General features: G+C 57.4%; 12 protein-coding genes. 9 read left to right on the top strand and 3 right to left on the bottom strand.

All coding sequences use genetic code 11. The features are described 5' to 3' along the window. The first annotated feature begins 181 nt into the window (after positions 1-181). From ABID26_RS05560 to ABID26_RS05550, 3 genes are all read left to right on the top strand, one after another. A complete protein-coding gene (locus ABID26_RS05560) occupies positions 182-829 on the top strand; it encodes an HAD-IA family hydrolase (protein WP_354414288.1) in 648 nt (215 codons plus the stop codon). Between the two features lie 38 nt (positions 830-867). Continuing rightward, positions 868-2,307, top strand: coding sequence for a glycosyltransferase (locus tag ABID26_RS05555; RefSeq protein WP_354414286.1), 1,440 nt, complete (start codon positions 868-870; stop codon positions 2,305-2,307). A 427-nt stretch (positions 2,308-2,734) separates the two neighbouring features. Continuing rightward, positions 2,735-3,004 carry a hypothetical protein gene (locus ABID26_RS05550; RefSeq protein WP_354414283.1) on the top strand — a complete coding sequence of 90 codons (270 nt, stop codon included), beginning with the start codon at positions 2,735-2,737 and terminating at the stop codon, positions 3,002-3,004. A 74-nt stretch (positions 3,005-3,078) separates the two neighbouring features. On the opposite strand, the gene ABID26_RS05545 is transcribed toward ABID26_RS05550, so the two are convergent. Next, positions 3,079-3,894, bottom strand: a complete 816-nt coding sequence (locus tag ABID26_RS05545; protein WP_354414280.1) for a hypothetical protein — start codon at positions 3,892-3,894, stop codon at positions 3,079-3,081. Positions 3,895-4,265: 371 nt separating this feature from the next. On the opposite strand from ABID26_RS05545, the gene ABID26_RS05540 reads away from it, so the two are divergent. Then, positions 4,266-5,441, top strand: a complete 1,176-nt coding sequence (locus ABID26_RS05540; protein ID WP_354414278.1) for a Fic family protein — start codon at positions 4,266-4,268, stop codon at positions 5,439-5,441. Positions 5,442-6,015: 574 nt separating this feature from the next. Here ABID26_RS05540 and ABID26_RS05535 read toward each other — a convergent pair. After that, positions 6,016-6,924 (bottom strand): ImmA/IrrE family metallo-endopeptidase, encoded by a 909-nt coding sequence (locus tag ABID26_RS05535; protein WP_354414276.1) that lies wholly within the window; start codon positions 6,922-6,924, stop codon positions 6,016-6,018. Next, positions 6,921-7,250 carry a helix-turn-helix domain-containing protein gene (locus ABID26_RS05530; protein ID WP_354414274.1) on the bottom strand — a complete coding sequence of 110 codons (330 nt, stop codon included), beginning with the start codon at positions 7,248-7,250 and terminating at the stop codon, positions 6,921-6,923. Before ABID26_RS05530 ends, ABID26_RS05535 begins: the two co-directional genes overlap by 4 nt. 151 nt (positions 7,251-7,401) lie before the next feature. On the opposite strand from ABID26_RS05530, the gene ABID26_RS05525 reads away from it, so the two are divergent. The 5 genes from ABID26_RS05525 (at position 7,402) to ABID26_RS05505 (ending at position 14,257) form a co-directional block, all read left to right on the top strand. Continuing rightward, the gene (locus ABID26_RS05525) at positions 7,402-7,623 is read left to right on the top strand and encodes a DUF2188 domain-containing protein (RefSeq protein WP_041010649.1); all 222 of its coding nucleotides are present in this window, start codon (positions 7,402-7,404) and stop codon (positions 7,621-7,623) included. 16 nt (positions 7,624-7,639) lie between these two features. Further along, positions 7,640-7,909, top strand: coding sequence for a multiubiquitin domain-containing protein (locus tag ABID26_RS05520; RefSeq protein WP_354414270.1), 270 nt, complete (start codon positions 7,640-7,642; stop codon positions 7,907-7,909). Next, positions 7,884-9,059 carry a ThiF family adenylyltransferase gene (locus tag ABID26_RS05515; RefSeq protein ID WP_354414268.1) on the top strand — a complete coding sequence of 392 codons (1,176 nt, stop codon included), beginning with the start codon at positions 7,884-7,886 and terminating at the stop codon, positions 9,057-9,059. Before ABID26_RS05520 ends, ABID26_RS05515 begins: the two co-directional genes overlap by 26 nt. Next, positions 9,056-9,460 (top strand): DUF6527 family protein, encoded by a 405-nt coding sequence (locus tag ABID26_RS05510; protein ID WP_354414265.1) that lies wholly within the window; start codon positions 9,056-9,058, stop codon positions 9,458-9,460. Before ABID26_RS05515 ends, ABID26_RS05510 begins: the two co-directional genes overlap by 4 nt. Before the next feature lie 228 nt (positions 9,461-9,688). Beyond that, positions 9,689-14,257: an NACHT domain-containing protein gene (locus tag ABID26_RS05505; RefSeq protein ID WP_354414263.1), complete on the top strand. Its 4,569-nt coding sequence runs from the start codon at positions 9,689-9,691 to the stop codon at positions 14,255-14,257. The last annotated feature ends 224 nt before the right edge of the window (positions 14,258-14,481 follow it).

Below are 14,481 nucleotides of genomic sequence, written 5' to 3'. Positions count from 1 at the left end.
CTGGCTCCATGGACGGTGCATTTTTTGCCGCTATGCGGCCGGCACACCGTTGGGACGAAGACATGACTGCACAGGTCACTGACGCAGCCCATGGTCGAATAGTGCGCGGAGGCATTTCACACCACAGAGAGAGCCGGCCTTTCCAATAAGCATCATTGGGGCTGATATGGGGTGGAAAGCCTTGAAAAATCGCAGGAAAACCGCAACCGTTAATGTTCACCTCGACGACTATGATCACGTAGCCTTCGATCTGGACGGAACCCTTGTAGATTCGGAGGCTGTGGTCGAAAGCGCACTCCGTCGATGGGCACGGGAGGAACGGATCTCTCCGGATAACGCGGTGCGAATGTCGGCCGCCCGCCGCGACGTCGATTTGGTGGCGGCGATCGCGCCCGGTCTCTCGCCAGAACGCGAGGCAAATCGCATTGCGGATTACGAAGTTCAAGCGATGGGACTGTTGCAACCGATCGAGGGCGCCGTAGAGTTCTATAGCTCTATCCCAGCAGAAAGGCGATCTATTGTCACCTCTTCGGCACGGGTTTCGGCCCTTGCCCGCCTTGAGGCGGCTGGACTCTCCTGGCCGCGGATCATGATTGCAGCCGAGGACGTCAGTCAGGGAAAGCCGTATCCGCAACCCTATCAAACGCTGTTGAGAATGCTGGGCATCGCCGGCAAAAGATGCTTGGTTTTTGAGGATTCCCCCACCGGAATTGAAGCGGCGATCGCGGCAGGCTGCGACTGCGTCGGCGTCGGCCCCAATGCCAGAGGTCATCCTGACACAAGGGACTGGATAGAGAACTTTGGCGAGGCTTCCTTTCAAACCAGCTGAGTTGAACCTGCTCCACAGACCTAAGGGAGGGGCCACGAATGAAAGTATCAACGAAACCCCGCACCTCACTTTTTGATGAGGTGCTGGTAGAAGGCTCGGTACTTGCCCATTACGTGGCGGAGCGAAACCATTATGAGGAACTCCTCGACGAACTATTTCGTTCGTCCGGAGAAGCTCGTAACATGATCGGCAGCCGGTGTATTTGGCACATAAATTCCACCGCATTCGGCGGCGGGGTGGCCGAAATGCTTCCACACCACATTTGCCTACTTCGGGAGCTTGGTTTTAATGTGCGTTGGCTCATCTTTAAACCGAAGGAAGAACAATTTTTTCAATTCACCAAAGCGCTTCATAATTCTCTTCACGACGTCAACGTGGCAGGCTTGAATGATCTGCTCCCGCATTATCTTGAGGCATCGCAGAAAGGCGCTGCGGAGCTGGAAAGGATCATCAGGCCTGATGGCTTTCTGGTAATTCATGATCCGCAGCCTCTTGTTGCAGCTGCGAAGTTCCTTGAATCTCACCCGCACCCGGCTATCTGGCGATGCCACATCGGATATCCGAAGCGCACCCCGACAGTCGACAAAATCTGGGAATTCTTGGGCGAATACCTCCATCAATTCCAACGCATTGTCCTAAGCGCCAAGGAATATGCCTTTGATACTGATCTGCCCATAGATATCATCCCGCCATCCATCAGCCCATTTTCAAGCAAGAACCGTAATTATGAAGGGCCAGCGGGCCAGACGCTAGAGCATTCGGTTTCGTTCAACAGCCAAGAATTCGAGCCCACCCCCTCCCTTCAGGACATTCTCGGCTCACGGTATTTCCTTCATGTATCGCGATGGGATGGACTGAAAGGTATTGACCGGATTATCGCCGCTTACGATCGCTTTGTGAAAACGGCGCTCGCGGAAGCCTACGATACACGTCTGGTGATCGCGGGACCGGATCCTTTGGATGTTGCCGACGATCCTGAAGGACGGGAGTATTTCGAGAAATGCGTCCTATTATGCACTCAATTGTCGAAGGAAGTGCGGCGGCGCGTGTATCTGGTCTGTATCTCGATGAAGGACCACGACGCAAATGCGGAAATCGTCGGCCGGCTGCAACAGAACGCCCATGGAGTATTTGCGCTATCTCGCGAAGAGGGCTTCGGCCTTACAGCAACAGAGGCTCTGTTCCGAGGCAAACCCGTCGTAGTATCGTCCGCCTTTGGTCTGAAGAGGCAGATCGTAAATGGGCTTAATGGCGTTGTCCTCGACGAGCCGGACATCGAGGACAAAGCTGCAGAAATGATGCATCACCTTGCGGTCGGTTACAGTGATTTCGAGGAGATGGCCAGAACCGCACGCGAATACTGTCTGCGCTCGAGCACGCAAATCTCGCAAATCCCAAAGTGGTATCACTCGATGCAATCAGCTCTCTCCAGTTTTGAGGTGCGTTATCGGGATTCGTTCAATCCAAGAGTCATCTGAGCCAGGCGCCGGACGTCTCCGCGCCGTGGTGCAGGCCCAACGCCTCCGCTGGCCCGAGGGCAAGCTGCTATTCCCGTCTCATACCGACCAGACCCAGCCGCGGTAACTTCCGCAAGGGGCTCGACCGGTTCAAGGCCCTCCCGGTGTGCCGGCGTACTTCCAGCTCTACGACCTGAAGCGGATTGCGATTTCGCTGATGCTGACCGACCAAGGGTGTCGAATGAAGCGATCTCCCACTACGTCGACCACAAGGGCAACCTTGAAACGACCATGATCTACGACCTTGGCCTCGTCATCCCTTGCGACCGGTCACTGAAAGGCTGGGTGCCCTGCTTAGCATATAGGGCTTGACGTCATTTGAGGACCGTGAGGCAATCGACCGGCGGCGAGTTCCAGCCGCGACAATCCATCAATGAAAGCTAGATTCATGGAAGCCCTGCAAGCGCTGGTATTGACGAACGCGCAGTTGCGCGAACTGTTTACCGAAGCCGCCAAACAAGGCGCCGCCCTCGCCGTCAGGGAGCTCCGCGCCGACGTGCACCAGACCCCAGAGGACGCATCGCTGCAAAAGCTCCGCGCCTACCTGGCTGACCCGGCATCGCTTGCCAACCACAAGGCTATTGGGCGCACAGCGGCATCGTCCGCCAGATCCAACCCACGGCACGCGGCAAGCCGAACTCCACGGCGTGGTTCATGAAGTTCCAGCGGGAAACCGGACTGTCCGGATGCCCTACCCGCCAAAGTCCTGCCTACGGCAAACGGCGGGAATGGTCATTTGCTGACATCGGGCTTGCATGGAATGCATACTACCGCCAACGGTAGCAGGCGATCCGCCAAGGCATTCATGTCGGCCCCACTACGGTGTGGAGGAACAATCTTGATTGGCATGGGGGTGTTAAAGTTCCTGTTCGTTGGCGGCTGCCAAGCGTATTCGCGCGGCTCACGCCCTCGCCGCCGGTCCAACACGCCTAGAAGATCAGTTACCACGCAATAGGCTTCGTGCAGCACGTGTTCAAAATAGACCTCCTCGGGTTCTTCCTTTCCGGTCGTCGGGTTTTTGCTGGGGGCATTGAGCCGGATCATCATCTGTGGGACACCGCCAAAACGCCCCTTTCCGTACCTGCCCAGTCCATAACCCATCGGCTTTGAAATCGCCTGATCCGACGATGAAACCAGCGGCTTGTGCTTGACAAGTTCGGCATGCTTGTTCGCCTTCGCTAGGTCTCGGATGAGCCGAAATGCGTCGCAACCATCTGCAATCCGCTGGCGGAAGTAGCTGTCATTTCGCTGATCGGATGACACTGCTGTCGTGAACACGACGCCTTGACCGTTTGTTTCATCGAAGTCTGTGATGTCGATATCTTTTTCGACGACTTTGCCATTCGAGTTCTGGCTTCGTCTAACGTAGCGCCCCCCGAGGAAGTCGAATGGGTCGATGTTGTTCTGCGTCGCTTCCGCATAGATATGCGCAACCAGAGAATCAACGACAGCAACGGCAAGAAAGGCGCGCCGCCTGCTACCGAAATCGGCGTCAAATTCCTTGAGGGTCGGCTCGACGATTTCGTCATGAAAGTCTCTTGCATTCATCCTACGGCCTGCATCTTCGTGCCAGGCCACTGTGCCCGGGGACCAGGTCCACCTCGTGGAATCTGATACCTGGTGAACAGACCCGGCGCTGGTCATCCTGCGAACGAGCTTGTTGTATACCAGCCGATCTCTTTTTTTGCCGGTTACTAAACCGTGATCATGGCTGTCGATTGTCGGACGTTAGCCCCACACGAAACGACCTTTATCGATATCTCCTGGAGGGGGAGCGCCGCACTAGGCCAAGGTGGATACGACGGAGCTGCATAGATCTGCTTCCCAAATCGGCAAAAATATCGGCAATGTTCGATCTATCCGTTTGCCTTATCTCTATGTTCCGACTACGATTCGACCGGCAAAAGGATCGGCAAAAAATGGCATCTACAGCACTTATGGAACCGCTGCTTCCTGAGGATTATAAGCATGTTCTCGAGGAACTGGCCACCGAATTGGTGGACAGGGCAAGCCGCCTCGGTGGTCGTATCCATCCCGTCCTACGGGACAGCCTCGGCAATCTCGTCCGGGCAATGAACTGCTACTACTCGAACCTCATCGAAGGCCACGATACCCACCCAATCGACATCGACCGCGCTCTCAAGGGTGATTATGCGAACGATGCCAAACGCCGCAACCTGCAAATTGAAGCTCAGGCCCATATCGACGTGCAGCGCCTCGTCGACGAAGGTGCCGGACCAGCACCCGTTGTCTCCATCGAATTCCTGCTTTGGGTTCACCGGGAGTTCTGCAGCAGACTTCCTGAAGAACTCCTGTGGGTAACAAACCCCGCCACTGGCGCAAAACTGCCGGTCGTTCCGGGCGAACTGCGGAAAAATCACGTCCAAGTCGGTCTCCACATACCGCCCGACCCTGACGATATCGAGAACTTCCTGAAGCGCTTTGTTGAAGCCTATCAATCCAAGCATCTGACACGGCTGCGCAGGATCATCGGCTGCGCTGCAGCACACCACCGGCTGGTATGGATACACCCCTTCCTTGATGGCAACGGCCGTGTCGCCAGGTTGTTTTCCTACGCATGGCTGTGCGAACTCAACGTCGGCTCCAGTCTCTGGTCAGTAGCCCGGGGGCTCGCCCGCCAAGTCGGCGAATACAAAGCCAGACTGCAGGCCGCCGACGAACCGCGTCGTGGCGATTTGGACGGCCGCGGCTCGCTTACCCTCAGCGGGCTTGAGGAATTCTGCGCGTTTTTCCTCCGCACCTGCATTGATCAGGTGACGTTTATGGAAGGCCTGTTCGAACCTGCCGAACTCCTCGGCAGAATCGAGGTCTGGGTCAACGAGGAGATTCGGGCTGGCCGTCTCTTAAAAGGCAGCTGGCCGTTGCTGCGCGAGGCCGTGATGGCAGGCGAATACCCCCGCGGACAGGCTGCTGCCCTCACCGGCTATCAAGACCGCCAAGCGCGGACGGTCCTTTCCAAGTTGCTCGCTGCCGGCGTGCTGGTGTCGGATACTGAAAAGGGACCCGTGCGCCTGGGGTTGCCCATCACCGTCGTAGAGCGCTGGTTCCCACGGCTGTACCCAGGTATTGGCTGAACATATCGTTACCGCGAGATGGGACTGTTACTACCGCAGACGGTAAGGGGCGACGGAAGTGGCGATCGAAGAACGCAAATATCCGGGGGAGTTGGCATCCCCGCAGCAGATTGACGAACTGCCGGAAGAGTACCGCAAAGCGGCAAACCTACTGCTTCAGCAAGGCCGACCCGCAAGCCCCTTACCCGCGCCGTTCAGGTTGTCGGCGCGATCCATGCGATCGAACTTTATCTGACCGCGCTCTTGCTCCACCGTGGTTACAGTCCCAATCAGATCCGCAAACTGCAGCACGATCTGTCGGCGCGGACGGAACAGGCCATAGAATAGGGCTGATCGGTCTGCGCGTCTAACTAGATTCTTAAGTTTCTCATCTACTACTGTTATCGAACCTACGACGTGCGGTTTTGGAAACCGAATTTTGAATCATCTTGTTACAAAGCGCTATTTGGCATTTTTCTGGTTCATGTGCAAGGATTTGTGTAAGAAAGTCTCGGTCTCAGGCGCTCGCCAAGTCGCCTGCTCCCCTTCGGGGATGCTCTCGATTGCATGTGGCATGCCTCTTCTAAGTCGTGACTTATCGATCGGAATGCAGGCGGCGCTTGAGCCGCTCTGCCGAGGTCATTTCCGCTTCGTCGTCCGCCTCCTCGTCATCGCCGGAGACTGCGTCCCGTGACAGCATGATGAGCGCAAAGCCGTCTCGCTGGAGCAGGACCTGCTCGTAAAGGGGAGCCGGCTTGCGGCCTCTCTCGACTGTGGTCCAAACGCCGGCGTCAGTTTCGTCAATAGCACTGGGAACGCCCATTTCGTGCTTGCGACGGCGCAGCAGCGAATGGTCGGAGACCATTCTTCCACGTGCCGCAGAGAGATTGGGGAACTTCAGTGGATCCCGATAATCGCGCAGCACTTTCCCGTTCTGCGTCACCACCAGAGCGACGGGCTCGTCGCGAAACCGCACGTAAGCACGGCCTGCCGCCTCTCTGCTGACGTCGTACTTCTTGGCGATCGAACACAGATGCCCGAGCTCCGGATCTTTGCTGGCAGCTGCATCTACCCGGAATTTCGGCGGTGGCATCAGTATCTGCGACGCAAACCGATTGGCCTCCACCTCCATTTTGAGGCGCTTGTCGGTTTCCCCGCCCTTGAGCGCCATCATGTCCTGGAGCTTGCAGAGAAACCGGCCGTCTGAAGACGGGAGGTGCGACGGCATGAGGAAGTGCCCAAGTTCGTGGGCGATGGTGAACCGACGCCGCGGCCTGGGGCTTGCCTCATTAAAGAGAATTGTGCCGTTGAACTTGTCCGAGGAGGTGAGCAGGCCACCCTCGTAGCCATCTGTCGTAAGCGGCACAATTTCAAGAATATCGAGGCGCAGGCAAAGCTCTTTGATCGGTATGGGGATTGCCAGCGTCGGCTCGTGCTTTAGAATCTCGAGGACAAGGCGTTCAGGACTGGCCGCGTCGGCGAGGTCGATGCGGTTTATATTCATGGCTTGTTGCGGCTCGCCTTCAGCCGCTCCATTAGGATCTGGATGGTCTCACGGTCGGCCGGCGAAAGCTCTCTAAGATTGCGATAGAGTGCCACCAGCTCCGGCTCTTCCTGCTCGGCCGACGGATTTTCGCCAACGAGGTCGGCGATGCCGATCTTGTAGTAGTCGGCAAGGCTCTTCAGCAGCGTCAGGGACGGGTTTTTGCTCGCACCCCGTTCAAGATCCCAGATGTGCGCCTTGGAGGCGCCGACTGCGTCGGCAACGTCCTGGAGGGACTTTCCGCTCCGCATCCTGAGCTGCTTAAGCTTTACCGCCAATTCTACCATCAACCATTCTCCATGAATCATGGCGGCGCGCCCCGTTTGTGACGCGCCGTCCGATAATACACCACAAAACCATAATGGGGGAGTTGACGCAAGCGTCCGTAAGATTTATCTTTACGATGTTGTAAATTCGCTCAACTAAATGGAGATCGAAATGGGCAAAAATCAACATGTGGTACCGCGTAATGGCCAATGGGCCGTTCTGGGTGCCGGCAATGAGCGGGCCACGTCGCTGCATCCTACCCAGGCCAGCGCTATCGATGCCGCCCGCGACATCGCCATCAACCAGCAGAGCGAGGTGGTGATCCATCGGCCCAACGGGCAGATCCGCGATTCCAACTCCTACGGCAACGACCCCTACCCTCCCAAGGGCTAACAGAAGGAACCCTAAGATGACGAACGACGACAAGAAGGATGGTCACGACAAGACCATCACCATTGTGGTGAACGGCACCCCTCATACCGTGCCGAAGAATGATGATCTGACGTACGCGGAGGTGGTGACCTACTTCGACCCGACCTACCCGCAGCATCCGCAGACGGTCTACTCGGTGACCTACACCCGCGGCGACAAGCCCAAGGAGGGTACGCTGTCGCCGGGCGGCTCGGTCAAAGCAAAGGACGGAATGGACTTCCATGTTCTTCCAACTAGCGAGTCATAATCCCGACATCCAAAAGCTGATCGACCGGGGCTACGCGCTCCGGCTCGACAGCAATTACCTTGTCGCCAGGGACATCGCGTACCTCGACGCCGAGGGCGGTCTATGTTGGGGTGCGATTGTTAGCATCATCAAAGATATCGACGGAACGCGGGTTCGACCCGAGGACCATCAGGTCTTTTTTGCGGGCGGCGTGCCCCATGGCCTTGACGGAAAACCTATTCCGATGCTTGGCGGCGGTGCTGCCACCGTGACGCTCGCAAAGAACGACGTTGTGGTGCAGCGGTCGTTCTCCAACAAGCCTCCCGGCGGCCTCCCGGACTTTTTCGTTAAGTTCGAGCACTACCTGTCGATCCTTTCGGGGCCCGCCATCCACAAATACCCCGACGCCAACCCCTTCACGTTCAACGTCGACGAGGACGCCGGCCCTGAAAGCGTCTTCCATTTTCGTGACACGCTGACGAGCCGGGCCCTGATAGGCGACCTCGCCGCCAAGTTCGCCACGGAGATCACCGCCATCATCGGCTTAGGGGGGACCGGCGCCTATGTCTTAGACTACCTCGTGAAGACTAACGTCCTCGAAATCAGGGGATATGACCCGAAGCCCTTCCACGTTCACAATGCATTCCGCTCACCCGGTCGCCTTCTGGCGGAGGAGCTCGGCAAATCGAAGGCCGAGGTCTACCAAGCCCGCTACGAGAACTTCCGCAAGGGGCTACGCCTAGAAACGAAAGCCATCGACAGCGGTTGCGAGGTCGATTTCGCGGGCGTGACCTTCGCGTTCGTGTGCGTTGACAGCGGAACGGCGCGTGCAGAGATCTTCGACCTTCTCATTCGTCTCGGCATTCCCTTCGTTGATGTCGGTATGGGGCTCGTTCGCCAGAACGGCGCACTCGCCGGGATGATCCGCACTACCCTGCTGAAGCCGGAGAATGCGTCAGAAATCCGAGCCAAAGGCCTGGTGCCCCTGACCGACCCGCCCGGCAACGAATACCGCACCAACATCCAGATCGCCGAGCTGAACGCCCTGAACGCGAGCATGGCGATGCTCGCTTACAAGCAGCATTGCGGGTTTTACGCGCAGGCGCTGCCGGCATACCATCTGCTGATGAACACCGCCCTACCACGCCTCTTTGTGGAGCCTGAAGCGTGACGGAGTTCCGGCTGGCAAAGGTCCACTATGTTCCCGCGGTGCTGGAGCCGGGCGTCCTTTACGTCTCCGAGGAGTACAAGATCGCCATGCACCTCTGCGCATGCGGCTGCGGGAGCAAGGTGCCGGTCTCGCTCGGTCCGGCCGGGTGGACAATCAAGGAGCGAAACGGCAAGCCTACCATTCGGCCCTCGATCGGCAGCGGGCAACTGCCATGCCGCTCGCACTATTTTATCACAGACGGCCGGGTGGAATGGCTTCGCGCCATGAGTGCCGCACAAACCGTGGCAGCACTCAAATCCGACCACGGTCGACGTGAGGCCTACTACCGCGACCTGAATCGTAGATCCCGCTGGTGGGCCCGGCTCTGGAAAAGGCTGCTCGGCCTGATTGGCCTCAGCTAAGCTTGATCGGCCCGATTAGGTGGAGCGCTGCCTGACCTTTTCCCCGCTTGATCTCCGTTCAAACCGAGGTCCGCTCGAACTTTATGCGCAAAAACTTATCATTAAGACGCCGTTATGCGTTAAGCTAAATCACCTGCCGCATGCCGAAAATGTCACCCGATCGATCGATGCGCACATCGCTAGGCTGCCGCTGGCGAAGCCGTAAGAACGCCAGAAGAAGAAGGTAAAATGCCATCAGTTCTTGAGACGCACATCGAAAATCTGAGTGCCGCCCTGGCAGAGCTAAAGGCGACGGGTGACGATGGTTTCGAGGGTCTGATCGCCGTCACCCTCAATGCAATTACCGGCATTCCGTTCAGGCTCGCCAGTAGCGGTTATCAGCGCGGGATAGACGGCAAGTCTGCCTTTGAAGGCGCAGTGGCGTTTGAGGGGAAGCTCTACACGAACGACCTGCCGCGAAAAGACGTTCTCTCGAAAATCCCCGATCTCGTCCGACATAACGACCACGCCGATCTTGTCTGGGTGCTTGGCGCAACCTGCACGGTCCCGAGCCAGCTTGCAGATGATCTGCGTGCCGACGGCGCCAAAGAAGGCATTAGCGTGCAGATCCTGGACTGGGTTCCTTCTGATTTTCCTCGCCTAGCCGTGGCGCTCGCAATGGGCGGCGGCAAGGTCGATGATTTTCTGAAAGCCAATCTCAAATCGGACGATGCGCGAAAGAAGGCATCTGCTGCACTGCCTGCTATTCGGGCCGATGGTCAGTACTCGCGCCACGAAGAAGCGATTCGCAGAAATCTGGATGCGCCGGCGATGGCCACGGCGATGGCAAAAGCAGCCAACGCGGAATGGTTCGAAGAGACACTATCAACTAAGGCGGCGGCGCGCAGCGAACTCGGCCAGCCCCTCGCACCAAACGATACGGCGGTCACGGTTTTGGGCCGCGACGATCTGGTCAATATTCTCAGCCCATACTTCTCGGACGCGCCGAACGATGACGTTGTCTGCGTACATGGCGAGGAAGGCTGCGGAAAGTCATGGATCGTCATCCAGTCGTGGCTCGCACAGCTAGAGAAACCGCTTCTAGTGTTTGCAACGCCGGACGATTTTTCCGACGCGGCTACACAGGACGATATAGAGGCGCTGCTGATCGCAAAGCTCATCGCCCAGACAGGCGATGTAAAAAGCGAAGAGAGCGCAATCCGCTGGCGGCGCCGACTGAAGGCTTGGAAGACCGACGACAAGCCGTCACGGCCGCGTCTAGTTCTTGTCATTGACGGGATCAATCAGCGCCCGGGTCGGGCATGGGGCAGGATCATCAGCAATTTCGCCACCTATCTGAACCGGCGTGGCGGGCTCGTCATATTCACGGTGCGTTCGCACTACTTCGGCACTCGCGTCAAGAAAGCTCTGACTTTTCCAGCCAAAGAGGTCACAGTTTCCAAATGGAGCACGGCCGAACGGGATCAGATACTCAAACGGCGCAATGTCCCGGTGAACAAGCTTAATCCGTCTGTTGCGGAGTTCCTGCGGAATCCGCGCCTTCTTTCAATTGCGCTTGAGGTTTTCGGCGATGACATCGCTGCCTTCGAAGAGCTCAATGTCGACCGCCTGCTGTTCGAGCACATCATGGCAGGCGTCAAAGATGACTTTGGCGAACATTCCGTCGATTTCATTGCGCATCTGCGCGGACAAGCAAAAACGCTATCGGAGCGGGCCACCGCTCAGGTTAGAGACGATCTGCGTATCTTCGATTCTGAAGTTTCAGCCGTAAGCGAAGGCCGTTTCTATCGCGCTGTCCCTGGAGAGCCAAAAAAATACGAACTTAGAGATGAAGGGCTGACATTGGCCCTTGGGCTATCCATTCTCGAAAATCTGCGCAAAGCCGAGCGCAACGATCGCAGCCTCGACGACGCTCTGAAGGAAGTTCTTGAGCCAATCGAAGCGCTGGACAAAACGGCCAGCGCCGTCATAGCGGCAATCACGGTATGCGCGGCTGACGACGATGAGTATTCGCCGGAGATTGCGCGCGCGCTCATCAAGGGATTTTCCGAGCTTCAGAATCCGCCGTCAGATGCCCTTTCTGCGCTGGTCAGCTTCGCCAGGGCAAGACCGCTGGCGCTCGCCGCGACGGCCCGCGAACTCAGCTTGCAGGGCGGGCATCAGCCAAACTTTGACTGGATACAGGCCGCGCTAGTTGAGGCCGCGAAATCGAGCGCAGTCTGGGCAAAGGTCAAAGATGAAGTGCGGCGATGGCTGCGCGCATACTCGCTTTTGCCGGAACGCCGGATGTACACCAGTGCACGTCACGACTCTAAGGATAAAGTTGCACAAGAGCGTGCAAAGCGGCAGCGGGAAATTGACGACAATCTCTCCGCTCTCTCTCCTGCGGAAAAAAGCCGTCGGAGTCGCCTGATTGAGACAGACGGTGAACTGGATGCGCTATCACGGCTCGCGTTTGTACTACTGGCAGGCAAGGACCTTGAGCCTTTCGCGGATGCCCTGACCGACTGGAGTTTCGCCAACGCTCTCAACGGTGGCTACCAGGTGCCAACCAAGGACTTCCTCGCCCTTATCGGCCTGAATCGCCGGGATTGGTCGAAGACGCGTACCGCATTGCTGCAGGCCTGCAAGGATCTTTCCGCTGATACCGTATCAAAAACAGGCAAGTGGGCACGGCTACGCGTTCTACGTGCAACGGGCAATCCGGAAGACGATCGAACGGCAAGCGCGCTCTATGAGGAACTGACCAAAGACCACCCACTGCCGCCAGAATTTCGTCGTGCGGGAGAAATAATCGAACCCTGCGATCCGTTGGCAACCGTCCCGGCTGACCTGGGCGAAACCATCCAGCGCTATCGGAGTCTTGATGCGACCGCCCTTCGGCAGGGTATGGGCCAAACGCCGCAGGATCACGCGTTTGTCAAGGATCGGCCAGTCATGGCGCGGTTTGCATCGGACAATGCCACCGAGAAGCATCGTGAGTTTGCAGAGGATGTTGCGAAACGAACGGGCATGCCACTTCGGCAAGGGCTGCTGGAGCTGCGCGAACACGGCGCACTCGTCACGGAAGAACTGGCGCGCGCGCTGGTCGAAAAATGGAGAACCGCACGGGCGACAGGCGATGCACAAGGGCTGCCAAAGGAAGAAGGCATCATGCTGCAGTACGAACTGATCGTCGCCTTTCCCTTCCTTGACGTCGTGGAGCAGATCGCAATTCTATTGGCAACGACGAACGACGAGCCACTTCTTGTTGAGCTGATCAATGAGACTAAGGCGGCGGATGCGCAGACCTTCGACCGTTTCGTAGATGACGTTTTGTCCCGTGGTGCGGAACATGAGCAGCATCTCCTGCTTGAGATTGCGGCTGCAACCGGCGCTGACCTCTCGGACAAGGCATGCAACTTCGCCTCAGCATTGATTTCATCGAAGTCGGAGCAGCTTCGTGGCAGCGCGCTCGGCCTGGCTGCCCGTTCCAAGCATCCAGATCTCCTAAAAGCTGTCGCAGAGAGCGACTGGGAAAGCAGCCGCGTGGAGGGCAAAGATAGTTTCGAGAGCTGGTACGGCTCCTTTGCATTGCTGGAAGCTGCGGAAGCGAATTTGGCCGATGGAAGCAAAGTTCTGAACCGGATCTCCCCGCGTCTTTATGGGCGCGCAGCGTCGATGCTCAAGGGTCCCGCGCTGCTGGAAATCGCACGCCGCATTGATGCTTCAATCAGCTTTGCCGCCGGCCTGCCGGACGAATTGATTGCCCCCGAAATCGAAGTGGAAGCAGAGGATGCAACTTCCGAGGAGCCGGTACGCTTTTCTGTTTCGGAGCGGGAATTGACTCCGGCATCTCCAAAAGATTTTTTCAGGCGGTTTTCGGAGAGTAACGACGAATTCCGCGAGCGGCAAAACCGCAATTACGATGCGTTCCTGGCTTTCAGGGGAGATCTCACAGCAGCAAAGGCGCACATCATTCTCGACCACCTGACTCAAGAGCAATTTGCGGCGATCGTCGCTGCCGATCCTGCAGTTGCAGTCCGATGGTATAACCTCTTCATGGACCTTAGTGACGCCAAGCTCCCTGCCGTGCACAATCTCATTCTGCTTCTCGCTGGCGCGATTGCCGATACTGACGCGAAGAAGAGTGCGGCGCTCTTTGAGCGAACAGCTCATAGCCGCCCGTTGGTTCGTTTCACGTTCGGCAAGAGCGGCATCGATCTTGGGTCAATGAGTGCTTGGACGGGTGGCAACTCGCCGGTGCTCGACGCATTGCGTATGAAGCGGCTTGACGGCGCCGCTACCGATCAGGCCATGGCGGTGGAAGTATTCTCCGCTCTGCAATGCGGTCAGGTGTCATTGCTTGAATCTTACGTCGATGAAAAGCTCACGCGGCCCGAGCCAGCCGAAATAGCGCGCGGGATTATGGTTGCCGGATTCTGCAACCAGAGCCATCGCAACGACCGGATACTGGAGAATTATAAGCATACAGCGGGTCTGCCCGGTAAAGCATACGCGGCGGCGAGCGCTGCCTATCGGAGCGATAGCTGGGCGCGTCACTGGTACAAGATCATGTGCGACACCAACGATCCCACCACGTTCTGGCAAGCCGGCGTTCTATTCGCACAATGCGTTGATGGCCGGTTTTCTGTTTGGAGAGACGATTTTGCGCAGCCTGGCGCACCAATCGCGGCTTTCGGCACGAGCCTCAACAACCCTATGAACCGGCGGCATGAAAAACTCGGCAAAGAACGCGTGAAAAAACTATTCGGTCAGGATGCGCCTTCGAGCATATTCGTACACTCGGCCGGCTGACTATGAAAATCCCCCTGCATCTACCTGATGCAGATGTTCGATGCTGAAAACCGGATCATCGGCTAGCCACAATGCATTGAGAACGGCGCTAGCATTGTCAACAGCAGCAGCTGACAACCTTGAAGGACAGTACCCATCCGGTGAAGACCGCAGGAGTGCGTATCCGGCCGTGAGCACCTGAGCACCGCCGTGCTTGGGTCAAGCTTTCGATGGGGGGACGCGAT

This window comes from Mesorhizobium shonense (assembly GCF_040545255.1).
Lineage (GTDB): Bacteria > Pseudomonadota > Alphaproteobacteria > Rhizobiales > Rhizobiaceae > Mesorhizobium > Mesorhizobium shonense.
This window is presented reverse-complemented; position numbering and strand designations above follow the sequence as displayed.